Origin of the sequence: Sphingopyxis macrogoltabida (genome assembly GCF_001307295.1) — a bacterium.
In the GTDB taxonomy this organism is placed as follows: domain Bacteria; phylum Pseudomonadota; class Alphaproteobacteria; order Sphingomonadales; family Sphingomonadaceae; genus Sphingopyxis; species Sphingopyxis macrogoltabida_B.
Genome location: NZ_CP012700.1, coordinates 3,610,400 through 3,636,432, shown reverse-complemented (window position 1 = coordinate 3,636,432; position 26,033 = coordinate 3,610,400). Strand labels below are relative to the sequence as shown.

24 protein-coding genes are annotated in these 26,033 nt (G+C 66.1%); 11 read left to right on the top strand and 13 right to left on the bottom strand.

What is annotated here, in order from left to right:
• The first annotated feature begins 413 nt into the window (after positions 1 to 413).
• The 3 genes from AN936_RS16915 to AN936_RS16905 all read left to right on the top strand — a co-directional run bounded on the left by AN936_RS16915 (position 414) and on the right by AN936_RS16905 (position 2,747).
• Positions 414 to 1,292 carry a glycine zipper domain-containing protein gene (locus tag AN936_RS16915; protein ID WP_054589132.1) on the top strand — a complete coding sequence of 293 codons (879 nt, stop codon included), beginning with the start codon at positions 414 to 416 and terminating at the stop codon, positions 1,290 to 1,292.
• 187 nt (positions 1,293 to 1,479) lie between these two features.
• Positions 1,480 to 2,007 (top strand): hypothetical protein, encoded by a 528-nt coding sequence (locus tag AN936_RS16910; protein ID WP_054589131.1) that lies wholly within the window; start codon positions 1,480 to 1,482, stop codon positions 2,005 to 2,007.
• 197 nt (positions 2,008 to 2,204) lie between these two features.
• Entirely contained in the window at positions 2,205 to 2,747 is a 543-nt protein-coding gene (locus AN936_RS16905; protein ID WP_054589130.1) for a hypothetical protein, read from the top strand.
• A 75-nt stretch (positions 2,748 to 2,822) separates the two neighbouring features.
• Here the strand turns inward: AN936_RS16905 and AN936_RS16900 are convergent, their stop codons facing one another.
• Entirely contained in the window at positions 2,823 to 3,722 is a 900-nt protein-coding gene (locus AN936_RS16900) for a crotonase/enoyl-CoA hydratase family protein (protein ID WP_054589129.1), read from the bottom strand.
• Between the two features lie 238 nt (positions 3,723 to 3,960).
• Between AN936_RS16900 and purC the strand changes: the two genes are divergently transcribed.
• A complete protein-coding gene (gene purC, locus AN936_RS16895; RefSeq protein ID WP_054589128.1) occupies positions 3,961 to 4,740 on the top strand; it encodes a phosphoribosylaminoimidazolesuccinocarboxamide synthase in 780 nt (259 codons plus the stop codon).
• Between the two features lie 64 nt (positions 4,741 to 4,804).
• On the opposite strand, the gene AN936_RS16890 is transcribed toward purC, so the two are convergent.
• Positions 4,805 to 6,823 carry a lipoxygenase family protein gene (locus AN936_RS16890; RefSeq protein WP_054589127.1) on the bottom strand — a complete coding sequence of 673 codons (2,019 nt, stop codon included), beginning with the start codon at positions 6,821 to 6,823 and terminating at the stop codon, positions 4,805 to 4,807.
• A 151-nt stretch (positions 6,824 to 6,974) separates the two neighbouring features.
• Here AN936_RS16890 and AN936_RS16885 point away from each other — a divergent pair, with 151 nt between their 5' ends.
• Complete coding sequence (locus tag AN936_RS16885; protein WP_234715613.1) at positions 6,975 to 8,120, top strand: GGDEF domain-containing protein; 1,146 nt, start codon at positions 6,975 to 6,977, stop codon at positions 8,118 to 8,120.
• A 41-nt stretch (positions 8,121 to 8,161) separates the two neighbouring features.
• The gene (locus AN936_RS16880) at positions 8,162 to 11,056 is read left to right on the top strand and encodes a M16 family metallopeptidase (protein ID WP_054589126.1); all 2,895 of its coding nucleotides are present in this window, start codon (positions 8,162 to 8,164) and stop codon (positions 11,054 to 11,056) included.
• A gap of 150 nt (positions 11,057 to 11,206) precedes the next feature.
• Here the strand turns inward: AN936_RS16880 and AN936_RS16875 are convergent, their stop codons facing one another.
• Complete coding sequence (locus AN936_RS16875) at positions 11,207 to 11,404, bottom strand: DUF1192 family protein (RefSeq protein WP_054589125.1); 198 nt, start codon at positions 11,402 to 11,404, stop codon at positions 11,207 to 11,209.
• A 139-nt stretch (positions 11,405 to 11,543) separates the two neighbouring features.
• Here AN936_RS16875 and AN936_RS16870 point away from each other — a divergent pair, with 139 nt between their 5' ends.
• A complete protein-coding gene (locus tag AN936_RS16870; RefSeq protein ID WP_084758452.1) occupies positions 11,544 to 12,542 on the top strand; it encodes an NAD(P)H-quinone oxidoreductase in 999 nt (332 codons plus the stop codon).
• A gap of 7 nt (positions 12,543 to 12,549) precedes the next feature.
• Here AN936_RS16870 and AN936_RS16865 read toward each other — a convergent pair whose 3' ends face one another.
• On the bottom strand, positions 12,550 to 13,683 hold the full coding sequence (locus tag AN936_RS16865; RefSeq protein WP_054589123.1) for a dipeptidase: 1,134 nt from the start codon (positions 13,681 to 13,683) through the stop codon (positions 12,550 to 12,552).
• Between the two features lie 212 nt (positions 13,684 to 13,895).
• Between AN936_RS16865 and AN936_RS16860 the strand changes: the two genes are divergently transcribed.
• Genes AN936_RS16860 through AN936_RS16850 form a run of 3 tightly spaced genes read left to right on the top strand, consistent with a single transcriptional unit; the run spans position 13,896 to position 16,669 of the window.
• Positions 13,896 to 14,555, top strand: a complete 660-nt coding sequence (locus tag AN936_RS16860; RefSeq protein WP_234715612.1) for a DUF1013 domain-containing protein — start codon at positions 13,896 to 13,898, stop codon at positions 14,553 to 14,555.
• A 3-nt stretch (positions 14,556 to 14,558) separates the two neighbouring features.
• Entirely contained in the window at positions 14,559 to 15,698 is a 1,140-nt protein-coding gene (locus AN936_RS16855) for an MBL fold metallo-hydrolase (RefSeq protein WP_054589122.1), read from the top strand.
• Positions 15,695 to 16,669 carry a TraB/GumN family protein gene (locus AN936_RS16850; protein WP_234715611.1) on the top strand — a complete coding sequence of 325 codons (975 nt, stop codon included), beginning with the start codon at positions 15,695 to 15,697 and terminating at the stop codon, positions 16,667 to 16,669. Before AN936_RS16855 ends, AN936_RS16850 begins: the two co-directional genes overlap by 4 nt.
• On the opposite strand, the gene AN936_RS16845 is transcribed toward AN936_RS16850, so the two are convergent.
• Positions 16,641 to 16,916 carry a hypothetical protein gene (locus tag AN936_RS16845; protein WP_149037700.1) on the bottom strand — a complete coding sequence of 92 codons (276 nt, stop codon included), beginning with the start codon at positions 16,914 to 16,916 and terminating at the stop codon, positions 16,641 to 16,643. The two genes, AN936_RS16850 and AN936_RS16845, sit on opposite strands and share 29 nt — an antisense overlap.
• A 126-nt stretch (positions 16,917 to 17,042) precedes the next feature.
• Between AN936_RS16845 and AN936_RS16840 the strand changes: the two genes are divergently transcribed.
• Positions 17,043 to 18,227 (top strand): DUF481 domain-containing protein, encoded by a 1,185-nt coding sequence (locus AN936_RS16840; RefSeq protein WP_234715610.1) that lies wholly within the window; start codon positions 17,043 to 17,045, stop codon positions 18,225 to 18,227.
• Here AN936_RS16840 and AN936_RS16835 read toward each other — a convergent pair.
• The 8 genes from AN936_RS16835 to AN936_RS16800 form a co-directional block, all read right to left on the bottom strand.
• Positions 18,224 to 18,682 carry a VOC family protein gene (locus tag AN936_RS16835; RefSeq protein WP_054589120.1) on the bottom strand — a complete coding sequence of 153 codons (459 nt, stop codon included), beginning with the start codon at positions 18,680 to 18,682 and terminating at the stop codon, positions 18,224 to 18,226. The two genes, AN936_RS16840 and AN936_RS16835, sit on opposite strands and share 4 nt — an antisense overlap.
• Positions 18,683 to 18,701: 19 nt before the next feature.
• Complete coding sequence (locus AN936_RS16830; protein WP_054590365.1) at positions 18,702 to 20,240, bottom strand: M20/M25/M40 family metallo-hydrolase; 1,539 nt, start codon at positions 20,238 to 20,240, stop codon at positions 18,702 to 18,704.
• A gap of 92 nt (positions 20,241 to 20,332) precedes the next feature.
• Positions 20,333 to 20,818, bottom strand: a complete 486-nt coding sequence (locus AN936_RS16825; RefSeq protein ID WP_054589119.1) for a hypothetical protein — start codon at positions 20,816 to 20,818, stop codon at positions 20,333 to 20,335.
• 84 nt (positions 20,819 to 20,902) lie between these two features.
• Positions 20,903 to 22,438 (bottom strand): M20/M25/M40 family metallo-hydrolase, encoded by a 1,536-nt coding sequence (locus AN936_RS16820; RefSeq protein WP_054589118.1) that lies wholly within the window; start codon positions 22,436 to 22,438, stop codon positions 20,903 to 20,905.
• Between the two features lie 215 nt (positions 22,439 to 22,653).
• Positions 22,654 to 22,944, bottom strand: a complete 291-nt coding sequence (locus AN936_RS16815) for a GIY-YIG nuclease family protein (protein ID WP_054589117.1) — start codon at positions 22,942 to 22,944, stop codon at positions 22,654 to 22,656.
• Positions 22,945 to 23,065: 121 nt separating this feature from the next.
• Positions 23,066 to 24,589, bottom strand: a complete 1,524-nt coding sequence (locus AN936_RS16810; RefSeq protein ID WP_054589116.1) for a fumarate hydratase — start codon at positions 24,587 to 24,589, stop codon at positions 23,066 to 23,068.
• A gap of 70 nt (positions 24,590 to 24,659) precedes the next feature.
• Positions 24,660 to 25,523: a hypothetical protein gene (locus AN936_RS16805; protein WP_201782926.1), complete on the bottom strand. Its 864-nt coding sequence runs from the start codon at positions 25,521 to 25,523 to the stop codon at positions 24,660 to 24,662.
• Positions 25,524 to 25,557: 34 nt separating this feature from the next.
• Positions 25,558 to 26,022 (bottom strand): Fur family transcriptional regulator, encoded by a 465-nt coding sequence (locus AN936_RS16800; protein WP_054589115.1) that lies wholly within the window; start codon positions 26,020 to 26,022, stop codon positions 25,558 to 25,560.
• Positions 26,023 to 26,033: the final 11 nt, after the last annotated feature.

Genomic DNA, 26,033 nt, shown 5'->3' with positions numbered 1-26,033 from the left:
GACCCACGGCAATGTCGGCATTGGAGTGGTGAGCTGCCTATAAAGTTCGTCATGCTGAACTTGTTTCAGCATCCATGGCCAGCACTCTCGGCTAGCGCTGCGCCGAAGGAAACGGCAGGTCATGGGCCCTGAAACAAGTTCAGGGTGACGAGGAAACAAATGGCAGCAAACGGCCGAGACCGGATATTTCCTTCGTCGCTCGTTTTCGGCAGTTCGGAACGGTGGCTCCTAGTCTCGACCTTGCCGCTTCTATCGTGCCATTGCGCAAGGCCCGTCATCGGTGAATCCGCCCCAAATCGGGACAGATAAGTCAGGGTTAACGGATTCGCCCGTCCCGGCCATTTTTGCTAACAAGCTGTTAACCAATTGGTTGTCGCCGCGCCGGCGCGACCGACGGAAGCAGGGAGTTTAGCATGCGCACCATTTTCATCCTGGGGGCTGCGGCGGGTTCGATGCTGATGGCAGCGCCCGCATTCGCCGGCGATCCGCGCCCGACGCTCGACTATGGCATGCCTGCGGCACCCGATACGCGCGTCTACACCGGCTATCCCGACCGCGTGCCGGGCGAAGTGGATTATCGCGGCGGCGGCGACTATCGGCAGGTCAATGGGACCTATGACGCCGAAGGGCGCTGGACCGGAACCTGGGACGGCACCTACGAAGCCCCCGACGGCCGCCGCTATGACGGCCGTTACGAGGGTACGGTCGAGGGTGCGGGCACCAGCTATGCCCCGCCGCCCTACGATCCCTATTATGACGGCGACGATCGCCGCGGCTACGACGGCCGCTACGACGCCGATATGGAACGCCGCTGTGGCCGGGGGGGCACGGTGGGCGGCGCGGTTGTCGGCGGCATCGTGGGGGGCATCGCCGGCAACCGCATAGCCGGACGCGGCGACCGCACCGCGGGCACGTTGATCGGCGGCGGGATCGGCGCGATCGCCGGCGGCGCGATCGGCAATGCGGCCGACCGCAAGAAATGCGAGGAATGGTGGGCCAGCCGCGGCGGTTATGCGCAGGGCGGCTATTATCAGGGCGCCCCCTATCCCGGCGGCTATTATCAGGGCGGCACCACCGTCTACCAGCAGGGCGGCTACGGCTATTATGGCGCGCCTTATGGCTATTACACGCCGGGCGTGGTGGTGACGACGGTGATCACCAACGGCGCGCCGGTCGTGACCGAAACGGTCGAGACCTCGACCCGCACCTATTATGAGAATGTCCCGGTGCGGAAGCGCTACGTCGCAAAGAAAAAGTGGAAACCCCGGCCCAAGCCGCGCTGCGTCTGCTGATATACCCGAAGGTCTGGTCACCTAACGGTTATGGGCCCGCCCTCCGCAAGGAAGGCGGGCCTTTTGCTGTCCGCGTCGGCCTGTCGCGCGTGCGGGGCGGTTCACCGGCGCGACAGCATCGTGGGCCTAAAGACGAGGGCGATTGCGGGCCGACTGTCGTTGCCCGTGCTGTGGGGAGTTTCCCGCTATGCGTAAATTGACCAGCCTCGCTGCCGCCGCCGCGGTCGTTATCACCTCGGTCGGCTTCAGCGCCGTGCCCGCCGAAGCACGCAGCCGCCATGGGGGCTGGGGCCACCGCGACCGCGACCGGATCAGCACCGGCGAAGTGTTGGGCGGGCTGTTCGTGATTGGCGCTATTGCTGCCATCGCGGGCGCCGCGAGCAAGAACAAGGCCGACCGCCGCGACGACCGTTACGATCCGCCTTACCGCGACGACGACTATCGCGAAGTCCCGCGCTACGAGCCCGAGAACCAGGGCGAGGCACAGCCCGGCGCCTATGGGCGCGGCGAGGCCGAGGCGCGCGCCGCAGACGCGTGCAGCTGGGCGGTCGAGGGCGAAATGGGCGCCGACGCCCGCGTCGACAGCATCGGCAGCACCGAACCGAGCGATGGCGGCTGGTACGTCACCGGCACCGCTTCGCGGCTCGGCGGCGAGACGCGCAGCTTCGGCTGCAGCTACCGCAACGGCCGCGTCGTCGACGTCAGTTTCGGCTGACCCGGCCGTTTCCGGCTATCGCCACAAGGGGCCCCGCCTCCACCCGGTGGCGGGGCCCTTCTCTTTGAAGCTGAACGCCAGCGAAACCGAGTCTGAACCGCAGATAAGTGGGGGGTTCAGCACGGTGTCACCCCCGCCGCGGTAAAAGCGAATCAACAGGCTGCAACGATGCCGCCTGCGCTTGAGGAGACCGAACCATGGCTATGACCAAATTGACCAAGGCCGCGATTGGTGCGGCCACCGCCGGTGCGATGCTGATGAGCGCCGCACCCGCCGCCGCGCGCGACCGCTATGACCGCGACGGCATCAGCGCGGGCGAAATCATCGCCGGCGCCGTCGTGATCGGCGGCCTCGCCGCGATCCTGTCGAGCGGCGACAACGACCGCTATGATCGCTACGATCGTTACAATGACCGCTATAACGACCGTTACCGCGGCGGCTATAACGACCCGCGCTATGGCTATGGTTATGACTATAACCGCTATGGCAACAGCCGCAGCGCGGTCAGCCAGTGCGTCAGCGCGGTCGAACGCGGCAGCAGCCGTTACGGCCGCACCGACGTGACCGAGGTGACCGGTATCGATCGCAAGCGCGACGGTTACAAGATCAAGGGCCGCGTCGTTGTCCGCGACGGCTACGGCGGCCGCTGGGGTCGCGGCGGCTATTACGACAAGGGCAAGTTCAGCTGCGACATCCGTTATGGCCGCGTGCAGGACATCCGTTTCTCGGGCCTGCGTTAAGCGATAGCAGCAGTCCCTTTCGGCCCGCCCATGCTCCGGCATGCGGCGGGCCTTTCGTTGAAGTGCGGGCGGCGATCACCCGTAAGGCGGCGCATCCTCGAACTCGGCGAACGCCGGATAGTCGTTCGCGACGCTGGCGGTGAAATTGGGGGCGCGCTTTTCGAGGAAGCTGGTGACGCCTTCGGCGGCGTCGGGGCTGCGCCCCCGCGAAAAGATCACCCGGCTGTCCCAGCGATGCGCGCTCATCGGGTGCGGCGCACCGAGCATCCGCCACATCATGTGCCGCGTCAGCGCGACCGATACCGGCGCGCTGTCGGCGGTATATTCGCGCGCCTTGGCGATCGCGGCGTCGATCAGTTCGCCGGGCGCGTGCACCGACTGGACGAGGCGCTTTTCATGCGCCTCGGCGGCGGGGATCAGCCGGCCCGAATAGCACCAGTCGACGGCGGTCTGGATGCCGACGAGGCGCGGCAGGAACCAGCTCGACGCCGCTTCGGGCACGATATCGCGGCGTGCGAAGACGAAACCGTAGCGTGCGGTATCGCTCGCCAGCCGCGCATCCATCGACAGCGTCATCGTCGCGCCGATGCCGACCGCAGCGCCGTTGATTGCGCCGAGCACCGGCTTCTTCGCCTCGAAGATGCGCATCGACACGCGGCCGCCGCCGTCGCGGACCAGCGGGTGCGACCAGTCGATCGTGCCGTCGGCCGCGACCGGGCTGTCCGATCCGTCGCCATGTTTGTCATAGTCGAAGGTCGCGGCGCCCGCGCCCAGATCCGCGCCCGCGCAATAGGCCTTTTCGCCATGGCCGGTGAAGATCACCGCCCGCACGCCGTCGTCGGCGTCGCAGTCGTCGAGCGCCGCGATGATCTCGGCCATCATCTCGCCGGTGAACGCGTTCATCCGCTCGGGCCGGTACAGCGTCAGCAGCGCGATACCCTCGTGCTTGTCGAGGCGAATCTGGTCGTAGCTCATGTTTCTCTCCTTGTAGTTGCCACCATGGTCGCAAGCCAAGCGGCCGAAGGCAAGCTCTAGTTTACGTAAGCGTAAAGATGTAAATCCTCCCTCTTCGGATGGGAGAAGGGGTGCTCTACGCCGGGGATGACGTGCGCGACCTTTGTCGCTATAGGCCGCCCGACCGCCCCGGCGCCGCGCCTCCCACTGAGTCGCTTGCCGGGGTCATTCTTTTGGTTCCGACAGAAAGTCCGCGCCCATGTCCCGTCGCCGCCAGATCTATGAAGGCAAGGCCAAGATCCTTTACGAAGGCCCCGAACCCGGCACGCTGATCCAGTATTTCAAGGACGATGCGACCGCGTTCAACGCGCAAAAGCGCGGCACGATCAACGGCAAGGGCGTGCTCAACAACCGGATTTCGGAGCATGTCTTCACGCTGCTCGGCAATATCGGCGTCCCAACCCACTTCATCCGCCGCCTGAACATGCGCGAACAGCTGATCCGGCAGGTCGAGATCGTGCCGATCGAAGTGATCGTGCGCAACGTCGCGGCGGGCACGCTGTCGAAGCGGCTCGGCATCGAGGAGGGGACGCAGCTTCCCCGCACGCTGATCGAATATTGCTACAAGGACGACGCCCTCGGCGATCCGCTCGTCGCCGAAGAGCATATCGCCTGCTTCAACTGGTGCAGCCAGGACGAGCTTCACGACATCCAGGACATGGCGATCCGCATCAACGACTTCATGTCGGGCATGTTCGCCGCGGTCGGCATCCGCCTCGTCGATTTCAAGCTCGAGTTCGGTCGGCTTTACGAAGGCGACTTCAGCCGCATCATCCTCGCCGACGAGATCAGCCCCGACGGCTGCCGCCTGTGGGACATGACGACGAACGAAAAGCTCGACAAGGACCGCTTCCGCCGCGACCTCGGCGGCGAGGTCGAAGCCTATCAGGAAGTCGCGCGCCGGCTTGGCCTGCTGCCCGAGGGCAGCGAAAATGCCGTGCTCGACCTCGAAAGCCACCGCAAGAAAAAGGGTAGCTGAGCCTTAGCTCAGCACATCTTTCCCGTTCGCTCGACACGAACGGGTTTGGTTTTCTCCCGTCCGGTCAGATATTGATGCTCGTCGGGATCAGGCTCGGCTGCAGATAGGGATAAGGCTGCATCCGCCCGGCATTGCGCGCGACGATTTCCGCCTCGACGTCGGCAAGCGCCGCCTTGAACCATGCGAGCGGGCCCTCCGCCGCAGTGACGCGCGGATCCTGGAACCACTGCGGATAGGGAAAGGCGTTGCTGCGATAATCGCCGAGCGGGCGGTAACGCACCGATCCCAGCAGTTCGAGCACGTTCAATTGTTCGAGCGCGAGGGCCATCGGCGGCATCATCGCGAGCCAGCCCGTCTTGTCATGCCCGCGCTGGCCGTTCGGCGCCGGTTGCCACGCTGCGCCTGTCACCGCGGGGGCGAAGGCCATGATGTCCTTTTGCGGGAAATTGACCGCCGCATGCTGCGCGCTGGCGGTGAACATCACCATCGCGCAGATTTCAGCGAGTTGGTTGCGCGTCGTCACCGGACCGAGCCCGCCGACCTTCGCTTCGCCTGCAAGGCACGCGGCCCATGCCGCCAGTTCGGTATCGGCAACGATATCGGCGTCGCCCTTATAATAAAGGTCGACATATTGCCGCGCCCATTCGTGGACCGCGTCCCATACCAACAGCGCGTCGTCGCGATACGGATAGTCGGCGAGCGCCGAATCGACCCCGACGCCCCGCGCGGCAAAATCGGCGTGCGGCATCTTGCCCCGGAAATCGAACGCCAGCCGCGCATCGACCGCGGCAAGCTGGCTCGACGCGATCGTCCCCGCGAAAATATGGTCGATCGGGCCGTTCGCCGCGATCAGCGAGGTCGCCGCCTGGTCGTTGATGAACAATGTCCCCTCGAAATGCGGGACGAGCAGCGCCCACACCGGATGCGCCTCGGCAAGATGGCGGTGCGTCGCGACCGCGAACGCCTCGATCACCAGATGGGTGCGCGCCAGATGGGTGAAGAGCTCGTGATAATTGCCGTCGGCGACCTGCACGGCGAATTTCGCCATTTCCCAGCCCCATTGCCTGTCGGCCGCCGGCGACGGCGTGAAAATCGGACCGTCGGCGGGGTCCTGACCACACTGGATTGCGACGGGGATGAGCGACGCGCCGCCCGGCGGTACAGCGAACAGCGCCATCGGCTGCGAGACATATTTGGCCTCGCCGCCATAGGTGCCGGGGTCGAGGACCGCGAGCGGCTTGTAATCGAGCATGAACAGGCGGCCGTCGGCGAGTGCGGCGGCCAGCGTGTCGCCATTCACCACCGCGGCATAGGCCTTTTCGCTCAGCGGGAAATTAGCGGGCAGCGTCCCGTCGACCGCCGCGATCAGCATGCAGTTCGGGCCCTGCACGCGCAGGCGGGCAAATTCCCGGTCGTCCTGAAACATATAGCTGATGCCCGGCACCGGCAGGGTGGCGAACAGCGCGCGATACGCGTCGAGGCTGCGCGGCGTCCTGCTGCCCAGCCCTGCGACCTCGGCCTCATCGACCTTCATCAGCACCTCGAGCCGTTCCTTATATCCCTGAAGCAAAGCGAGATGCACGTCGCGCTCGGCCGCGGCTACGGCATTTTCCACGTCGCCGACGATGCGTTCGAAGATATCGCCGCCGTTGTGAACGCCATGTTCGGCGACGATCTTCGCGGTCGATAGTTTGATCGCGTCGCACTCGGCGAGCGCGGTTTCATATTCGGCGCGCGGTGTGTCGAGTTCGCCCCGGTCGACGCCGCCGAGCTTCACCGTCAGCGCATTGCGCACGATCGCGAGGCCGACGCCGATCAAGATGCCGAACCAGGCGATCGTCGGTTCGTCGTTCTTCGGCACGTCGGTGGCGAGCGGCACGCCGGGCAGCGTCGGGACGTCGGTGGTCCAGACATAGACAGTCTGCGACGCGGCGAGTTGCGCGGCGCGTGCAGCCTGTTCGGCGGGCGTATCGTTCTGCGGCAGGCTGGGGCTCGCCGATGGCAACGGCGATACCTGGGCAGGCGATGGGGCAGGCGACGGGGCGGGCGAAGACGGGGTCAGCGAAGGCGACACAAAGGACATGGGCTGGGCTCCTGCGATAAGGCCTGCGGAGGTGCCCCAACATGGTTAATATTTCGCGAGCCATCTGTGGGGAAAGCACTGCCAAGCGGAGGAAAAGTCGACGCTTCCTTCCTTAACCGATGTTTTACCCCTGACCCGCTATCCCCCTTCCATGACGGGGGTCTTTCAATCGATACAGCGGCGGTTCTTCCCGCCGGTTCCGGAGGCAATCCGCGACGATGTCGCGATGCTGCGCGCCTATCGCGTCGAAACGCTGACCCCGATGCTCTTTCTGATGCTTGCGGCGACGACGCCGACCGCCATCTATGCCGGCGTCGCGAGCGTTCATCCCGTCATCCGCATCGGTTTTCCGGTGATTCTCGCGGTCGTCTGCTTGCTCGGCTTCGGCGTCCTGATGCACAATCGCGGCCGCAAGATGAGCCCGCGCCGCGCCCGCCGGGTGGTTAAGGAATCGACTTGGCTGTCGGGATTGATGGGCGCGATGTGCAGCATCTGGACGGTGATCAACTGGTTCGCTGCACCGCCCGAAGCGCACAGCTATTATGCGATGATCATGGCGATGGGGTCGCTTGCGACCGCTTATTGCCTGTCGTCGATCCGTCTCGCGACCTTCGTCAACCTGTCGATCGGCCTCGTCCCGATCTCGCTGCTCATGCTGTTGTCGGGCAACCCGGCAGAGATCGGCGCAGGGACCAGCCTTGTCGTCGCGACCTTGTTCCTGCTCCGGATGATGATCCAGCAGCACGGGCAGCTTATCGACCTCCTCGAACTGCAGCGCCAGATGCGCGAGCTTGCCCATACCGACCCGCTCACCGGCCTGTCGAACCGCCGCGAATTCGACCTGCGGCTCGACGAGGAAATCGCCGCAGCGAGCCCGGGCAGTCCCTTTGCCATCGCGCTGCTCGATCTCGACGGATTCAAACCCGTCAACGACCGCCACGGTCATGCGGCGGGCGACCTGCTGCTCTGCGAAGTCGCAGTGCGCCTGCGCCGCGCGTGCGGGGACCATGCAGCGGTGGCGCGGCAGGGCGGCGACGAGTTCGCCATCCTCGTCCCGGCGGGGTCGCTGCTCATGAACACATCGATCGCCGACCATATTCTCGCGGCGCTCGCGGCGCCCTATCATATCGAGGGTCAGGCGATCCGCGTCGGCGCGAGCATCGGCGTCGCCGCCTGGCCGGGCGACGGCAAGACCGCGAAGAAATTGTTCGAGGTCGCCGACCGCGCGCTTTACGCAGCCAAGGCGGCCGATCACGATCCCATGTCGTCTGTCGAAAGCGTCCAGCACATCGCCTGACCGCGGCTTGACCGCCCGGCGCGGCGTGGTCACACAGGGGCATGACATCGTCCTTCGTCCGGCGCGCTTCGACCGCCCTGTCGCCCCTTGCCCTCCTTGCCGTTTCCGCGCCTGCCGCGCTGGCCTGGCAGCCCGTCGCGACCGCCCCGGCCAGCGCAACGGTCAATCCGCAGACCGACGCCGCAAAAGCATGGAACTTCGCGGCGAGCGACGTGCCGGTCGATCCGAACATCGTCTTCGGCGTGCTGCCCAACGGGATGAAATATGCGCTGCTGAAGAACAGCACGCCGAAGGACAGCGTCGTCCTGCGCATGCGCTTCGACGTCGGCAGCTTTGCCGAGGCCGACGACCAGCGCGGGCTCGCCCATTTCCTCGAGCATATGGTGTTCAACGGATCGACCAACGTCCCCGAGGGCGAGATGGTCAAGCTGCTCGAACGCAAGGGGCTGGCCTTCGGCGCCGACACCAACGCCGTGACCGGCTTCGACGATACGGTCTACAAGCTCGATCTGCCCAATGCGACCGACGACCTGATCGACACCGGGCTGATGCTGATGCGCGAGACCGCGAGCGAAGTGACGATCGACCCCGCAGCGGTCGACCGCGAACGCGGGATCATCCTGTCCGAACGCCGCGCGCGCGATACCTATCAACTGCGTAGCCTGATCGACCAGCTCGGTTTCCAGATGGAGGGCATGCGGGTTGCGAGCCGCATCCCGGTCGGCACCGAAGAGGTGATCAGGACCGCCCCCGCGGCGCGCATCCGCGATATTTACGACCGCTATTACCGCCCCGAGCGCGCGACGCTGGTCATGGTCGGCGATTTCGATCCGGCGGCGGTCGAAGCGAAGATTAAGGCGCGCTTCGCCGACTGGAAAGGCCGCGGACCCGCCGGGCCGGACCCCGATATCGGCACGGTCGATTACAAGCGGCCGTCGGCGGCCGACGATTTCGTCGATCCCGCGATCCAGGACGCGGTGACCGTCACCGCATTCAAGCCTTGGGTGCAGGAACCCGACACCAAGGCGAAGCGCGCCAAGACCCTTGCCGAGGAGGTGGGCGAGGCGATCGTCAGCCGCCGCCTCGCCAAGATCGCGCTCAACGAGGATTCGCCGATCCTTGCCGGCTATTTCAGCGAAGCGGCGGGCTGGAAGGTCTTCGATCAGGTTACCGTCGGTGCGGTTGCCAAGGAAGGCGCGTGGAAGGAAGCGCTCGCGCTCGTCGAACAGGAATTGCGCCGCGCCGTGGAGCATGGCTTCACGCAGGCCGAGGTCGACGAACAGCTCGCAATCCGCCGCACCGCGCTCAAGAATGCGGTCGCCGGGGTGACGACCCGGCGCAGCGAGACGATGGCCGACGTCCTCCTGTCGGCCGCCGAGGGCGATTTCGTCGTCGTCCGCCCGGAAACGACGCAGGCGCTGTTCGACGCGACCGCGCCGTCGCTCGACGCCGCGGCGGTCAGCGCCGCCTTCCGCAAGCGCGTCGAAGGGCTGAGCGCGCCGCTCGCGCACGTGACCTCGAAAAAGCCGGTCGAGGGCGGCACCCCCGCGATCCTCGCCGAATTGCGGGCGTCGCAGCAGGTCGCTGTCGCGGCGCCGTCCGAAGCCGCGAGCAGTGCTTTCGCCTATGACGATTTCGGCACGCCCGGAAAGGTCGTCGCCGACGACCGGATCGACGACCTCGGCATTCGCCGCGTCCGCTTCGCCAACAATGTCATGCTCAACATCAAGAAGACCGATTTCCAGAAGGACAAGGTCTATCTGTCGCTGCGCGTCGACGGCGGCGAACTGCTGGCGACGAAGGACGATCCGACCAAGGTCGCGCTGGCGGGATCGATCAGCCTCGGCGGGCTCGAGGCGCACAGCGTCGACGAACTGCGCACGATCCTCGCCGGCAAGACGGTGAGCCCGGCCTTCGGCAGCGATACCGATGCCTTCGGGGGCAGCGCGCTGACCTCGCCCGACGATTTCGCGCTGCAGGCAAAGCTGATGGCGGCCTTCCTCACCCATCCCGGCTATCGCGCCGACGGGCTCGCGTTGATCCGCCGCTTCCTGCCGCAGCAATATGCCGCGAACGATGCGACGCCGTCGGCGGTGATCGCGCGCGACGCGGGGGGCATCCTCGCGAACGACGATCCGCGCGAGGTGACGCCGCCGCTCGCCAAGGTGATGGCGCTCGACTGGGCCGGGCTCAAGGCGGCGATGGGCGACAGCCTCGCGCACGGGGCGATCGAGATCGGTGTCGTCGGCGACATCGACGAACAGGCGGCGATCGACGCGATCGCCGCGACCTTCGGCGCGCTGCCCGAACGCCGCGCTGCGTTCGACCCGCGTAACGATGCGCGCGTACGCCAATATCCGGCCGACCGCAGCGAACGGACGCTGATCCACAAGGGTCCCGCCGAGCAGGCCGAACTGCGCGTCTACTGGCCGGCGCGCGACGACAGCGACCTCGCCGAGGCGATGCAGCTGAGCCTCCTGTCGCGGGTGATGCAGCTGAAACTGACCGAGGAATTGCGCGAGAAGCTCGGCGAAAGCTACAGCCCCGGCGCCGCGGCCAGCCTGTCGAGCGACTATCCGGGCTATGGCTTCCTGCTCGCCGCCAGCAACATCGATTACAAGGACATTGCGACGACGCGCGCCGCGATCTTCGCCATCGCGAAGGAACTGCGCGATGCCCCCGTCGATGCCGATCTTCTCGACCGCGCGCGCAAGCCGCTGGTCGAGGCGATGACCAAGGCGCGGCGCGAAAATGCCTATTGGCTGCCCTATGTCACCGAAGCGGCGACCCACGCCGCGCGGTTGGACCGCAGCCGGGGCGGCATCGCCGAAGTCGCGGCCGCGAAGCCGGCGCAATTGCAGGCGCTCGCCCGGCGCTATCTCGTCGACGACAAGGCGCTGGTGATCAAGGCCGTGAGTGACAAGGCGGGGAAATAGCCCCGGCGAATGAACGCCAGCGGGCGGTCGCATTCATAACTTCGTCATTCCGGACTTGATCCGGGATCCACTGGGCGCTGAAGTCATGGATCCCGGATCAAGTCCGGGGTGACGAAAGTGGGAACGGCATCTTCCGCCCGAAACCGGACGTCACCCCTTCTTGAACAGCGCCTCGGCGACCGCCTTGTGGCTTGCCGCCGCCGCCTTGTGCGCCTTGACGCGCTCGATCTCGGCTTCGAGCAGCGCGACGCGCTCGTCGAGTTCGTCGACCGACAACGGGTCGAGCGGCTCTCGGGTCAGTGCCGCGAGCGCATCGTCGCGGCGGCGGCGAATGTCGTCATCGTCCATGGCGCATCCTTTCTCGCCAGTCGGTCCGGTTCTGGCCCTGATTGAAGGTGCGCGACTGTTGACCCGCGGCCTCGCACTGTCAATAAGGCGGGCCGAGGGATCCGGGCCAGACTTTGGCGTGGAAAGTGGGGGATTTAGCGTGACCAGCGTGCCGACAAGCATGACCGCCATCGCGATCAGCGAGCCGGGCGGGCCCGAGACGTTGCAGCCGGTGGACCGCCCCGTGCCGCAACCGGGGCCGGGCGAGGTGCTGATCCGCGTCGGCGCGGCGGGCGTCAACCGTCCCGACGTGCTGCAACGCATGGGCTTTTACCCGCCGCCGCCGGGCGCGTCCGACCTGCCGGGGCTCGAGGTCGCGGGCACGATCGTCGCGATCGGGGCGGGCGGCGATCCCGAGCATCTGGGGCAGGCGGCGTGTGCGCTGGTCGCGGGCGGCGGCTATGCCGAATATTGCACCGCGCCGGCGGGAAGCTGTCTGCCGGTGCCGCGGGGCTTTTCGATGGCCGAGGCCGCGGCGCTCCCCGAAACCGTCTTCACCGTGTGGCACAATCTGTTCGAGCGCGCGTGGGTGCAGGAAGGCGATACGGTGCTCGTCCATGGTGGCACTAGCGGCATCGGGACCACCGCGATCGGGCTTTGCGGGCTGTTCGATATCAAGGTGATCGTCACTTGCGGCAGCGCCGCGAAATGCGATGCGGCGCGCGCCCTCGGCGCCGATCTTGCCATCGACTATTCCACCGAGGACTATGTCGAGGCGGTGAAGGCTTTTACCGGCGGACGCGGCGTCGATGCGGTGCTCGACATGGTCGGCGGCGACTATGTGCCGCGCAACCTTGCGTGTCTTGCCGAGGACGGGCGCCATGTCACCATCGCTTTCCAGCGCGGCGCGAAGGCCGAGATCGACATTTCGCAGCTCATGCGGCGGCGCCTGACGATGACCGGGTCGACGCTGCGAGCGCGCAGCGCCGACTTCAAGGCGGCGCTCGCCGACGAGATCCATCGCACGCTCTGGCCGCGCCTGTCGGAGGGCGCGTGGAAGCCGACGATGGACCGCAGCTTCCCGCTCGCCGAAGCCGGTGCCGCGCACGCCCGCATGCAGGCGGGCGAGCATGTCGGCAAGATCGTCCTGACGGTCTGAACGACCGTCAGCCGACGACGTCGGCGATGACGCGCAGCCAGTTGCCGCCGAGGATCTTGACGATATCGGCTTCCTTGTAGCCGCGCTTGATCAGGCCTGCCGTCGCGAAACGCCATTTCTTCGCATCGTTCATGCCCTCGGTCCCGAACGGATAGCGGAAGCGATAGCTCGACTTGAAATAGGGCTCGCCATAGGCGTCGAGGAATTCCTGCTTCTGCTTGGGATCGGTCGGCCAGCCGCGGATCAGCGTGTCGGTGCCGAAACCGACATGGTCGACCCCGACCAGCTTGACGATGTGATCGACATGGTCGAGCCAATGTTCCATCGTCACCGGGAAATCGCGCTTCACCATCGTGTTGACCGTGGTCAGCCCCATCACGCCGCCCTTCTTGGCGAGCGCGCGGATGATCTCGTCCGACTTGGTGCGGGGATGCTCGTTGAGCGCCGCGCAGTTGGAGTGCGAGATGATCGGCGGACGCTTCGAAAAGGTGATCGCGTCCATCGTCGTCTGAGCGCCCGAGTGCGACGAATCGACGAGGATGCCGACCTCGTTCATCCGGTGCACCGCCGCGATGCCGAAGTCGCTGAGCCCGGCATTGGTGCGCTCGGTCGATCCGTCGCCGAGCAGATTGCGTTCGTTATAGGTGACCTGCATCACGCGGATGCCGAGACCGTGGAACATATCGATATTGTCGAGTTCGCCGTCGATCGGCGCGTTCTGGAAGTTGAGCATCACCGACGTCTTGCCCGCCGCCTTCGCGCTGCGGATGTCGGCGGCCGAGCGCGCCGGCGCGATGATAGTGTTGTTTTCCGCGATGAACTTGTTCCACGCGACGCAGTCGGCGATGCCGTTGTCGCGCGTGAAGCCGTTCATCATATAACTGCCGCGCGGGCTCTCGGGACGCCGCACGCCGAGCGTGGTGCTCATCGTGGTGAGCCCGCTCAGCTTGATCTGTTCGAGCCCGCTCGCATCGCGATATTCGTCGCACAGCATGTCGATGATGATCGACTCGTTATAGAGCGCGTCGGCATCCTTCATCAGCGGTGCGATGTCCGCCGCCTTGCCCAGCGCCGGAGCTGCCCAGGCGAAGGCCGCCAGTGCGCCGCCGCCCCGGATCATATCGCGCCTGCTGATCGTCATCTTGCTGTCCTTCCCTGTTGCGACCCGCCGTGCCGGCGATCCTGATATCGAATTTAGTATACGATATTCTGCTCATTGCCTAGGGTCTAGTGACGTCCAAGCCGGCGCGGCGCAGGGCCTTGCCGCCACCGCCGATCCGGTATAAGGCGCGTTTCAATGTCCGGCCGCCCCGCGAGGGGCGGCCCTTATTATTTCCGCCTGGAGATTTCGTCATGGCCAATGCCAACCCGACCCCGTTGATGCCGCATGCGACCGCCGCTTGGCTGGTCGACAACACCGGTCTCACTTTCGCGCAGATCGCCGAATATTGCGGCATCCACATTCTCGAAGTGCAGGCGATCGCCGACGAGACTGCGGCGACCAAATATACCGGCCGCGATCCGGTCCGCGCGCACGAGCTGTCGATGGACGAAATCGAGAAGGGCCAGCAGGACCCGAACTACAAGCTCAAGATGAGCGTGCAGGCGCAGGACACCATCCGCCGCACCCGCGGCCCGCGCTACACCCCGGTCAGCAAGCGGCAGGACAAGCCCGACGGCATCGCATGGATCCTGAAGAACCACCCCGAGGTTTCGGACGGTGCGATCGGCAAGCTGATCGGCACGACGCGCAACACGATCGGCGCGATCCGCGACCGCAGCCACTGGAACAGCGCCAACATCGTGCCCAAGGATCCCGTGACGCTCGGCCTCTGCTCGCAGCGCGAACTCGACGCGCTCGTCGCCAAGGCGGCGAAGAAGGCCGGCATCAAGGCGCCCGAGGACAGCCGTTTCGAAGGCGACCGCGAAGCGCTGCTCGAGGAACTGCGCGCCGAGCGCACCGCGGCCAACGAAGCGCGCGCCGCCGAGGAAGCCGGCGAAGAACAGGCCTGACGCATGGCAGGCGGCGACGAGGACGATATCCCGGCGGTCAGCGGCTCGCCGGACGCCTCGCTGACGCAGGACGACAGCTTTACCGCGACGAGCCGCGCCGGGCTGACCTATCCGTGGGGCGAAGCCGCCCCGGGGGCTGGCGAGACGATCCGCATCGCCGACGGGATCAGCTGGGCGCGCATCCCGATGCCGGGCTCGCTCGGCCATATCAACAGTTGGCTGCTCGACGACGTTACCGCTGACGGGGGAGAGGGCGTTGCGGTGGTCGACACCGGCGTCTGCCTGACCATCTGTTCGGATGCGTGGAAGGCGCTTTATGCCGGGGCGCTGAAGGAAAAGCGTATCACGCGCGTCATCGGCACGCACCTCCACCCCGACCATATCGGACTCGCCGGCTGGATCGCGAAAAAGCAGGACGTCCAGCTCTGGATGACGCGCGGCGAGATGCTCACCGCGCGGATGATCGTCGGCGACACCAGCGAGACCGTGCCCGACGAGGCGCTGCTCCAGTCGCGCGCCGCGGGCTGGGACGACGAACAGATCGAGGCGCAGAGGAACGGCGGCTGGGGCCGCTTCGGCCTTGTGACCTACCCGCTGCCGCGCAGCTACCGGCGGATCAAGGACGGCGACCTGCTCGACATGGGCACGCATCAATGGCGTGTCGTCGTCGGGTCGGGACACAGCCCCGAACATGCCTGCCTGTGGAACGAGCGCGCCGGCGTGCTGGTATCGGGCGATCAGGTGCTGCCGCGGATCAGTTCGAACGTCTCGATCAACATCACCGAACCCGACGCCGACCCGCTCGGCGAATGGCTGGCGTCGATCGACAAGCTGATCGCGACGGTGCCCGGCGACGTCATCGTCTGCCCGGCGCACGGCGAACCGTTCAAGGGGCTGCACGTCCGCCTGATGGCACTCCGCGACGAGCATCGCATGCGGCTCTATAATCTTGCCGAGGCGATCGCGAAGGAACCGATGCGCGCGGTCGACAGCTTTCCGCTGCTGTTCAACCGGCCGATCGGTCCCGAGCAATTGGGCATGGCGACCGGCGAAGCGCTCGCCCACCTCCAGCGGCTGGAGGTCGAGGGGCGGGTGGGCCGCGAGGATCGCGACGGCGTCTGGTGGTATCACGGCGTCGCATGAGCCTTGCTCATGCCCTGCTGCTTGCCGCTGCGACGGTTGCTGTGCCGCCTGCAGAGGCGGCGCCGACAGAGACGCCCGCCGCCGATGCCAATGACGAGATCGTCGTCACCGCGCGCCGTTCGGGCGCGCCGATGTGGACGATCGACACCGACGCCGGGGTGGTAATTCTCGTTGGTGAGATCGCCGCGGTACCCAAGGCGACGCCGTGGCGGCCCCAGCGGCTGGAGGGCGCCACCGACCGCGCGCAGCGCGTCATCCTCGGCACCAAGGCGAAGGTGTCGCCGGGCGACATCTTGCGGCTGATCTTTAAGGGCGGCGCGCTCACCAAATTGCCCAAGGGGCGCGTCGCCGCCGACTATCTCGATGCGCGCCAGATGCAGCGGCTGCGGGCGCTCGAAACCCGTTTCGATCATGATTATGCGCGCTCGAACTTCCTGATGACGGCGTTCGACCTGCTGTCGAAACGCCTGTCGTTCAACAAGGACACCGCCGACGACGCCTCCGACGTCGTCCGCAAGGCGGCGCGCCAGTCGAAAATTCCGACGCAGCCGGTCGGCGAGGTGCGCGGCGAGGACATGCTCGACAATCTCTTCGCCGCACCGCCCGAAACGCATATCGCCTGCCTCGACGCGGCGATGACCGCGACCGAAGCGGGCGGCGATATCGTGACGGCGCGCGGCCGGGCGTGGACCGAGTTCGACGTGCCGGCGGTGATGGCCAATCCGCTCGAGGAAGCGCTCGGGCGCTGCTGGCCGTGGACGACCGACGGCTTCGGTACGGAAATCCGCCAGCAATGGGTCGGCGCGATCAACGACGCGGCCGCGCAGCCCGGCGTGACGCTAGCGGTCGTGCCGCTGCGCGTGCTGGCCGAGCCGGACGGCGTGCTCGACAGGCTCGCGAAGCAGGGGCTCCCGATCAGTGGACCCGCTTGGCAGGCCGGTGTCACTTCGGCCGGTTCGTCACCCAACTGAACGCCATCGCGTTGAAGATGGTGTAAAGGCCGTAGACCATCAGTGCGGTGAACCAGTTACGCGTCGCGATCGCCATCGCGCCGACCAGCAGCAGGAATTCGAACACATAGGTGATATTGGGCCCGACCTTGTCGGTCATCGGTTTCAGCATTTGCTGCACCAGCGGATCGTCGCTTTCCATGAAGGCGCGGTGCATCGCGAAATTGCCGACGCCGGCGCAGAAAATGGCGATGATTGCAATCCACATGGTTTTGAAATGGGGCAGGCGGGGTGGAAATGCCAGCATCTTTCCGGTTATAGGGATGCATCGACGCGCGCCGGCCGCGCCCATGATCGAACGAACCCGGCTTCTGCCCCCAGAGAAGGACCTTCGGTGACAGCCCTTCCCCGACTGGCACTGCTTTGCCTGCCGCTGACCATGCTTGCTTCGCCCGCAGAGGCCGCGCAGGAGCCCGTCGACCCGCCGCAACCGAACCCTGCGCTCGCCGACCCGGTGCTCGCCAATCCGGTACCGGTGCCCGAAATTATCGTGCGTCCGCCGGCCTTGCCCGATGCGGCGCGCGCGATGATCGAGGCCGCGATGGCGAGCGGTGCGGACGCCGATGTCGAAGCGGTGGTTAAGGCCGCGAGGATCGCCAATCCGCGCAATATTGCGGAAATCGACGCGATGCTGGCGGAGTATCGGGGCATCTATCCGCCGGTGCTCCCGCCCGACCCGGCGGGCGAAATGCTCGCCGCGGCGATCGCGGGCGGCAAGGATGCCGATGTCGAGGCCGTGGGAAAGCTGGCGAAAGCCACCTATCCCGACGAGGCGGCGAGGATCGATGCAGAACTCGTCGCCTATCGCGCCGAACGCAAGCGGGTGAGGGACGAGGCGGCGGCGGCAGCACGGGCCAAGCTCGCGAGCGCCAAAATCTGGCAAAACTGGAAAGGCGAGGGGCAGATCGGCGCGACGCTGAGCACCGGCAACACGAGTTCGAAGGGGCTCAGCGCCGGCATCGCGCTCGCCCGCAAGGGGCTCGACTGGAACCACAAGTTCCGCGCCCAGGCCGATTACCAGCGCTCGAACGGCCGGACCTCGGTCGAACGCTTCCTCGTCGAACTCGAACCGCAATATCGGGTCAGCGACCGCGCTTTCGCCTATGGCCTCGGCCGCTGGGAACAGGATCGCGTCCTCGGCTACGACACGCGCTGGAATGTGTCGGCCGGCTTGGGGTACAAGGTCGTCGACAAGAAAACCCTGTCGCTGAGCCTGAAGGGCGGCCCGACCTGGCGGCACACCGACTATATCACCGGCCTCACCGACAGCGAATTGACCGGGCTGGCCGGTCTCGACTTCGGCTGGCAATTGTCGCCGACCATCCGCGTCACGCAGGTCGCCTCGACGATTTTCGGCGAGCGCAACGTCGCGGTGAGCTCGCTGACCGCGCTCAACGCCAAACTCACCGGCGCGCTGTCGGCGCGGCTCGCCTATTCGGCCGAACTCGACACCAATCCCCCGCGGGGGATCGAAAAGCTCGACACGCTGACGCGCTTTACCCTGGTCTACGGCTTCTAATCGAACGCGTCGGCGCCGCCGATCTGCTCGCCATCGGCGAGCAGGCCGACGCCGGGGACATGGTTGAATTCGATGCGGATGCCGTCGGGGTCCTCGAAGAGCACCGAATAATAGCCCGGCGCCCACGGCTCCTCCTGCGGCGCGTGGACGATGTGGATATCGTCGCGCGCGCTCAGAAAGGCATGGACGGCGTCGATCGCGGCGCGGTCGCGCATCCGGAAGCAGGCATGGTGCAGCCCCGGCGCGCCCTGATCGAAACGCTTGCCGGCGTTTTCGGGGCTGCCGATGCGGATGCCGATCGCCGTGCGCCCGCCGACACCGTAAAGCATATGCTCGCTGTCGAGCACCAGCTTGAGGTCCAGATAGGCGATCATCGCGCGCCAGAAAGCGGTCGAGCGCGCGAAATCGCCCGCGGTCAGGATGACATGCGCGACGCCGTTGAGATCTCCCGCCAAGGCTTCGCCCCTATTTGCCCTATTTGATCGCCGCGAGCGTGTAGAGGAACTCGGCGTATCCCATCGTCGCATCGACAAGCCCGGCGACCTTCGGATTGGTCGAATCGATCAGATAATATTCGTCGGGAGCATGCGCGCCCGAGCCATGGCCGATGCCGAAATGCCCCGCCGGGATCGACACCGGCGGCGCAGTGAAGGTCGCGCCGGGCCAGCTCCCCGCCATGCGCGCGTTGAGGCTCGCATTCACGCCGAGCTTTTTATAAGTCGCCAGCTCGCTGCGGATCAGGCTGCTCTTTTCGTCGACCTCGGTGGGGTCGTAACCGCCCGAGACGTTCACTTCGACGTCGGTGAAGCCATGTTTGTCGAGATGCGCGCGCAGCTTCTTCTCCGCCTCGGCGCGCGTCTGGTTGGGCACGAGGCGCAGGTCGAGCTTGGCGACCGCGCGGCCGGGCAGCACCGTCTTCCCGCCCGGGCCGGTATAGCCCGCGACCAGCCCCTCGATATTGACCGTCGGCTCCTGCGCAAGGCGGATCAGCGCGTCGTCATAAGACAGATTGTCGATCCAGTGGGTGACGCCGAGCGCCTGCTTCATCTGCGCTTCGTCATTGTCGGCCTTGGCCGCCTCGCGGATCAACGTCTTCTCGCGCTCGGTCAGCGGGCGGACATTCTCGAACCAGCCCTCGATCGCCGGGGTGTTGCCGTCCTTGGTGACCAGCGTCTGCAGCGCCTGCACCAGCCGCCATGCCGGCGAATCGACCATCGCCTTCAGGCTCGAATGCACATCCTTCTTCGGTCCGCGGCCCCATTTCTCGCCGCTCGCGACCAGTTCGAGCTCGATGATCCCCTTCGACCCCAAGTTGACCGAGACATTGCCGCTGCTGTCCTGACCCGGCATCGGGATGAAGATGCCCTCGCATTTCTTGAGCGCGGCGAGGATATTGGGCTTGGTCGCGATCTGGCGGAAGTGCGGCGATCCGATCTCCTCCTCGCCTTCGCAGACGAGGACGATGTTGACCGGCAGCTTGCGTCCGGCGGCGCGGATCGCGTGGAGCGCGGCGAGGAAGGTCGCTTCGGGACCCTTCTGGTTCACCGCGCCGCGGCCCATGATCGACTGGCCGAAGCCGGGGCGGTCGACCATCTTGCCTTCGAGCGGCGGCGACGACCATTCGGCGGGGTCATATTGCTTCACGTCGTACATGAAATAGATGCCGAGCGTGCGCTTCGCCCCGACGTCGATCGTCCCGAACACCCCGGGATGACCGTCGGTCGGCACGATCTCGACATTGGTGAAGCCCGCATCCTTTGCGAGTTCGGCCATATAGGCCGCGCCCTCGGTCATGTTGCGGTTCTCGGCAGCAATCGAGGGAAGGGCGATCCAGTCGCGCAGCCGCTTGATCGACGCATCCTTGCCGGCCTCGACCGCCTTGCGGACGTCGCTCATCGACCCCGCCTGCGCGAGCAGCGGCAGTGGCTGCATGAAGGCGGCGCCGGCCCCCAGCATCGCGGTGCCGCGCAGCAGGTCACGGCGGTTCAGGCGGTCAAGCTCACGGAAATCCATCATGCGTCCCCTCTCTGGTTCGTATGCGAAGCAATGTGCCGATCCCGCACCGAAACGCAAGCGCGTGTCGGGGATTTGCCTGTTACGCCCCGTTACGCGATCGGCCGGGCGTCGATTTCGCGGGCAAGGAAGTCGAGAATTTTCGCCTTGTCTTCGGCGGGCTCCGGCTGGGCACGAAATGCGGCGAGGCCGGCGAAGATCATCAGGAGCGGGATACCGGCAAAGATGGTCGCGAACAGTCCGGCGCCGGGGATGTAGAGGAAGGCAAGGATGCCGCCGATGACGAAAAGCGACAGGAAACCGACCCAGATATAGGGGAAGTAGCGCGCGCCGGGCGGCGTGCCGAAGGTGCCGGTGATCCGTGTGCCGCCCCGGTACGAATCCATCACCGCGTCGAGCACGGGTTCCATATTGGTGCGCGAATTGCGCTGGCGATACCGCAGCACCATGTCGCATTCGCTGCCCTTGCCATAGACGCGCGCCTTCGCGCCCGGCATCGGGTCGTCCATGATCCGCTTGAGCGTGCGCGCGATCTGTTGGGGCGAGTGGGGCGAATAAAGGTCGACGGCTTCTTGCATGGGCCGGCATCATTTTCCGGGTCGGGGACCCGGAGAATGAACGAAAGCCCCGCCAGTGCAAGCCCCGAAGGGCCCGCCGCTACGCTATTTGATCGCCGCGAGCGTGTAGAGGAATTCGACGTAACCCATCGTTGAATCGACGAGCCCGGCGACCTTGGGATTGGTCGAATCGATCAGATAATATTCGTCGGGGGCGTGGGCGTTGCCGCCGGTGCTGAGCCCGAAGCGGCCGACCGGCACCGATACCGGCGGCTGGGTGAAGGTGCCGCCGGGCCAGCTTCCCGCGAGGCGGACGCTGAGGTTCGGCCGCACGCCGAGCTTCTTGTAGGTCGCGATCTCGGCGCGGATCAGCGCGCTGTTCTCGTCGGTCTCGGTCGGGTCATAGCCGCCCGAGATATTGACCTCGACGTCGTTGAAACCGCGCTTGTCGAGATGGGCGCGCAGCTTTTGCGTTGCCTCGGCGCGCGTCTGGTTGGGAACGAGGCGCAGGTCGAGCTTGGCGACGGCGCGGCCCGGCAGGATCGTCTTGCCGCCGGGGCCGGTATAGCCCGCGACGAGTCCCTCGATATTGACCGTCGGCTCCTGCATCAGGCGGACCATCGCATCCTCGAGCGACAGGTCGTCGATCCAGCGGGTGACGCCCAGATCGTCCTTCATCTGCGCTTCGTTGGTGTGCTTGATCGCGTCGCGGATCATCGCCTTTTCGCGATCCGAAAGCTTGCGGACATTTTCGAACCAGCCGTCGATCGCCGGGGTGTTGCCGTCGGGGGTGACGAGCGTCTGGAGCGCCTGCACCAGCCGCCAGGCGGGCGAATCGAGCATCGCCTTCAGGCTGCTGTGCACATCCTTCTTCGGCCCTCGGCCCCATTTCTCGCCGCTCGCGACGAGTTCGAGTTCGATGATGCCCTTGGCGCCGAGCTCGATCGTCGCGCCGCCTTCCATGTCCTGCATCGCGGTCGGCATGAAGACGCCGTCGCACTTCTGCAGCGCGGCCAGAATATGCGGCTTGGTGACGAGCTGGCGGAAATGCGGCGAGCCGATCTCTTCCTCGCCTTCGCAGATCAGGACGAGGTTGACCGGCAGCTTGCGGCCGGCGGCGCGGATCGCGTGCATCGCGGCGAGGAACGTGCCCTCGGGCCCCTTGTGGTTGGCGCTGCCGCGCCCGACCATCGTCAGCCCGAGATTCTTGCGTTCGACCATCCGCCCTTCGAGCGGCGGCGACGACCATTCGGCGGGGTCGTACTGCTTGACGTCGTACATCAGATAGAGGCCGAGCGTGCGCGGTGCGCCGACGTCGAGCGTTGCAAAGACGCCGGGATGGCCGTCGGTCGGGACGACTTCGACGTGGGTGAAGCCGGCATCCTTGGCGAGCTCGGCGAAATAGGCCGCCCCCTCGGGCATGTTGCGGTCCTCGGCGGCGATCGAGGGCAGGGCTACCCAGTCGCGGATGCGCTTGATCGAGGCTTCCTTTCCCGCCTGCGCCGCCTTGCGGATATCGGCGAGCGATCCCGCCTGCGCGAAAAGCGGCAGCGGCTGCAGGAAAGCGGCGCCCGCCCCGAGCATCGCGGTGCCGCGAATGATGTCGCGGCGGTTCAGTCGATCGGTATCGCTCAAGTCCATCTGGCGTCCCCCTTATGATATGGAATTGGGGGGCGTTTTCGAACGCGCGGGCGCGGAAGGCAAGGCGACAATGCCTATGCCTGAGGGTGAGTTTGTCTTGGGGCGACCTCATCCCCATAATGTCATCCCGGCGCAGGCCGGGATCTCGCCAGTGCGGGGGCTCGTGGCCGCGCGGGTGAGCCTGGCCTTTGCCGGGGTGACGATCTGTTGCGGCGCTATCCGAGCAGCCTATCGAACAGGTCATTCCACTCCGGATTGCTCTCACCAATCAATCGGCGTTTCCAGTCGCGATGCCACTCCTTCAAGGCCTTCTCGCGCGCAATGGCTTCGATCATGGTTGCGTGGAATTCGGCGTGGACGAGCTTGCGGATGTTGTAACGCTGGCAGTGCGCGGAGCCCATTCCCGCGCGGTGTTGCATCATGCGGGCAGCGATGTCGCCCGTGACCCCGATATAGAAAAGCTGGTTGTTGCGGTTGGTCAGAATGTAAACGCAGGGTTGGCGCATGGACCGACCCTACCCCACATCGTCATCGCGGCGAAGGCCGGGATCTCCCCGTTTCGGAGGTTGATGGTTGAGAGGGCGAGACCCCGGCCTTCGCCGGGGTGACGGGGAAGGGGAGGGCGCGTCACGCCTTCTCCAGCAACCCTTCGTCCCTGATCCGCTTTTGCCACAGTGCCGGCGCGTTGACGTGGACATTCTGGCCTTCGCTGTCGACCGCGACGGTGACGGGGAAGTCCTGCACCTCGAACTCGTAGATCGCTTCCATGCCGAGGTCGGCGAAACCGACGACCTTGCTGCCCTTGATCGCGCGCGCCACCAGGTACGCCGCGCCGCCGACGGCCATCAGATAGGCGCTCTTGTGCTTGGCGATCGCCTGCGTCGCGGCGGGGCCGCGTTCGGCCTTGCCGACGCAGGCGAGCAGGCCCTGTTCGAGCATCATGTCCATGAACTTGTCCATGCGTGTCGCGGTGGTCGGGCCCGCGGGGCCGACGATTTCTTCGCCGACCGGGTCGACCGGGCCGACATAATAGATGACGCGGCCCTTGAACTCGACGGGCAGTTCCTCGCCCTTCGCGAGCATGTCGGCGATGCGTTTGTGCGCGGCGTCGCGGCCGGTGAGCATCTTGCCGTTGAGCAGCAGCCGGTCGCCCTGCTTCCAGCTCGCGACGACCTCCGGGGTCAGCGCGTCGAGGTCGACGCGGATCGCCGCCTTGTCGGGCGCCCAGTCGATCTGCGGATAGTCTGCGAGCACCGGCTTTTCGAGATAGGCCGGGCCGCTGCCGTCGAGCGTCACGTGCGCATGGCGTGTTGCGGCGCAGTTCGGGATCATCGCGACCGGCTTCGACGCCGCGTGCGTCGGCCAGTCGGCGATCTTGACGTCGAGCACGGTGGCGAGGCCGCCGAGCCCCTGCGCGCCGATGCCGAGCGCATTGACCTTTTCATACAGCTCGATGCGCAGTTCCTCGGTCGGCGACGAAGGCCCGCGCGCGAGCAGCTCGGTCATGTCGATCGGGTCCATCAGCGATTGCTTGGCGAGCAGCATCGCCTTTTCGGCGGTGCCGCCGATGCCGATGCCGAGCATGCCCGGCGGGCACCAGCCGGCGCCCATCTGCGGGACCATTTCGAGTACCCAGTCGACGATGCTGTCGCTGGGATTCATCATCTTGAACTTCGACTTGTTCTCGCTGCCGCCGCCCTTCGCGGCGACGTCGATCACGACCTTGGCGCCGGGGACCATCTCGACGTTGAGGACCGAGGGGGTGTTGTCCTTCGTGTTCACGCGGCTGAACGCCGGGTCGGCGAGGATCGAGGCGCGGAGCTTGTTTTCGGGGTGGAGATACGCCTTGCGCACGCCCTCGTCGACGACCTGCTGCAGGCTGCGGGGTGAGTCGAGGCGGCAGTCCATGCCCCATTTGATGAAGACGGTGACGATGCCGGTGTCCTGGCAGATCGGGCGATGCCCTTCGGCGCACATGCGGCTGTTCGACAATATCTGCGCCATCGCGTCCTTCGCGGCGGGCGACACTTCGCGCTCATAGGCCGCGGCCAATGCGCGGATATAGTCCATCGGGTGGAAATAGCTGATGTACTGGAGCGCGTCGGCGATGGTTTCGACGAGGTCGTCCTCGCGGATGATGACGGTGTTCATGGGCAGTCTTTCCCCCTTTTGGCAGGATTCGGGGTCTCCCTAGACCCGCTGCGCGCGCACGGAAAGGGGGTTAGCGATCCGATTTGCGGCGGCCGAAGCGGCGGCGCGGCGCAGAGCGGAAGGCCGGCTCGGCCTCGCCGTGGTCGGCGGCGCGGCGAATGGTCGACCGGCGCTCGAAATCGACGAGCGGACGCTTGTGGACGAGCGCCCGCCAACTGCCGATCGTCGCCATGCCGAGCAGCACGATCCAGCCGCCGCCGATCGAGGCGACCAACGTCCAGGCGAAATCGGGCGGAGCCACGAGCGCCATCGCCACCGGCAGCGTCGCGCCGATCACCAGCGTTCCCGCGAACTGCCACCAGCGCCCCATCTGTGTCATCGCATGCCCGATCACGACATTGGTGATCGCGAGCAGCAGGAATTTTGCGCCGACCGGCCACGGCAGGCTGGCCATCGCGGGCGAATAGTCGCCGATCGTGAAGGCGGCCTGGATGTCGAGGAGCAGCCAGTTCTCCCATGCGTCGCAAAGCGCCGCAAGGACGGGCAGGGCGGCCGCCGCGAGCAGGTGGCGCGCCCTGAGTTCGCGCCACAGCGCGATGCAGCCGCTGGCGAGGAAGCCCGCGTAGAGCAGCATGTAGACATAATCCTGCTCGTTGCCGCTGCGCATCGCGGCGAGGCGCGAGACCTGCAGCGGGTCGCTGTCGGGCCCGAAGATGCCGAGCAGGTCGGCTTGGCTGCGCGCGAATTCGAACGCGATCACCGGCGAACCGTAACCGGCAGCGATCGCCGGGCCCGATGGCGGGAAGACCTGCGTCAGCGACAGGCCGAAGACCGTCGTCGCGACACCGAACAGCGCGGTCAGTGCCCACCAGCGCGTCGGCGCGGGCTCGCGCATGCGCTGCGCGTCGAACCAGTGATGGAGCCCCCCGACCATCGTTTAGATGTCCGGCGGAGCGGCGACGCTCACCTTATTGGCACTCGGCGCATTTGCCGCGCACCTCGATGACGGGGCGCTCGGCGACGAAACCGGTCTTTTCGGCGGCAGCACGGACCCCGCCCGAAAGCTTGTCGTCATCGACATGCACCGCGCTGCCGCAACTGTCGCAGATCAGGAAGATGCAATCGTGGAGGCAGCCGGGATGGCTGTTCGCGACAAAGGCGTTAGCGCTTTCGACGCGGCGGACGAGGTTGTTGGCGACGAACAGGTCGAGGATGCGATAGACGCTGTTCGGCGCGACGCGCTTGCCGCGCTTCTGCGATACGATGTCGGCGATTTCATAGGCGCTCGCCGGCTTGCCGATCTCGGCGACGGCATCGAAAATCTGGGCGCGCATGTCGGTCCAAGCTTCGCCAGCCTCCTCGAGCGCATTTTGCGCGGCCTTGGCGAGCGAGGCGCCGCTGGCCTCGACGTGCGGATGATCATGTTTGCCCATGGCGTTTTCCT

Coding starts and splice junctions, on each gene's coding strand:
- AN936_RS16915 (WP_054589132.1), top strand. CDS start 414: ATGCGCACCATTTTCATCCTGGGGGCTGCGGCGGGTTCGATGCTGATG.
- AN936_RS16800 (WP_054589115.1), bottom strand. CDS start 26,022: ATGGGCAAACATGATCATCCGCACGTCGAGGCCAGCGGCGCCTCGCTC.
- AN936_RS16810 (WP_054589116.1), bottom strand. CDS start 24,589: ATGAACACCGTCATCATCCGCGAGGACGACCTCGTCGAAACCATCGCC.
- AN936_RS16850 (WP_234715611.1), top strand. CDS start 15,695: ATGAGCCTTGCTCATGCCCTGCTGCTTGCCGCTGCGACGGTTGCTGTG.
- AN936_RS16805 (WP_201782926.1), bottom strand. CDS start 25,523: ATGGTCGGGGGGCTCCATCACTGGTTCGACGCGCAGCGCATGCGCGAG.
- AN936_RS16875 (WP_054589125.1), bottom strand. CDS start 11,404: ATGGACGATGACGACATTCGCCGCCGCCGCGACGATGCGCTCGCGGCA.
- AN936_RS16815 (WP_054589117.1), bottom strand. CDS start 22,944: ATGCGCCAACCCTGCGTTTACATTCTGACCAACCGCAACAACCAGCTT.
- AN936_RS16845 (WP_149037700.1), bottom strand. CDS start 16,916: ATGTGGATTGCAATCATCGCCATTTTCTGCGCCGGCGTCGGCAATTTC.
- AN936_RS16825 (WP_054589119.1), bottom strand. CDS start 20,818: ATGCAAGAAGCCGTCGACCTTTATTCGCCCCACTCGCCCCAACAGATC.
- AN936_RS16900 (WP_054589129.1), bottom strand. CDS start 3,722: ATGAGCTACGACCAGATTCGCCTCGACAAGCACGAGGGTATCGCGCTG.
- AN936_RS16910 (WP_054589131.1), top strand. CDS start 1,480: ATGCGTAAATTGACCAGCCTCGCTGCCGCCGCCGCGGTCGTTATCACC.
- AN936_RS16905 (WP_054589130.1), top strand. CDS start 2,205: ATGGCTATGACCAAATTGACCAAGGCCGCGATTGGTGCGGCCACCGCC.
- AN936_RS16860 (WP_234715612.1), top strand. CDS start 13,896: ATGGCCAATGCCAACCCGACCCCGTTGATGCCGCATGCGACCGCCGCT.
- AN936_RS16880 (WP_054589126.1), top strand. CDS start 8,162: ATGACATCGTCCTTCGTCCGGCGCGCTTCGACCGCCCTGTCGCCCCTT.
- AN936_RS16855 (WP_054589122.1), top strand. CDS start 14,559: ATGGCAGGCGGCGACGAGGACGATATCCCGGCGGTCAGCGGCTCGCCG.
- purC (WP_054589128.1), top strand. CDS start 3,961: ATGTCCCGTCGCCGCCAGATCTATGAAGGCAAGGCCAAGATCCTTTAC.
- AN936_RS16865 (WP_054589123.1), bottom strand. CDS start 13,683: ATGACGATCAGCAGGCGCGATATGATCCGGGGCGGCGGCGCACTGGCG.
- AN936_RS16890 (WP_054589127.1), bottom strand. CDS start 6,823: ATGTCCTTTGTGTCGCCTTCGCTGACCCCGTCTTCGCCCGCCCCGTCG.
- AN936_RS16830 (WP_054590365.1), bottom strand. CDS start 20,240: ATGGATTTCCGTGAGCTTGACCGCCTGAACCGCCGTGACCTGCTGCGC.
- AN936_RS16820 (WP_054589118.1), bottom strand. CDS start 22,438: ATGGACTTGAGCGATACCGATCGACTGAACCGCCGCGACATCATTCGC.
- AN936_RS16885 (WP_234715613.1), top strand. CDS start 6,975: ATGACGGGGGTCTTTCAATCGATACAGCGGCGGTTCTTCCCGCCGGTT.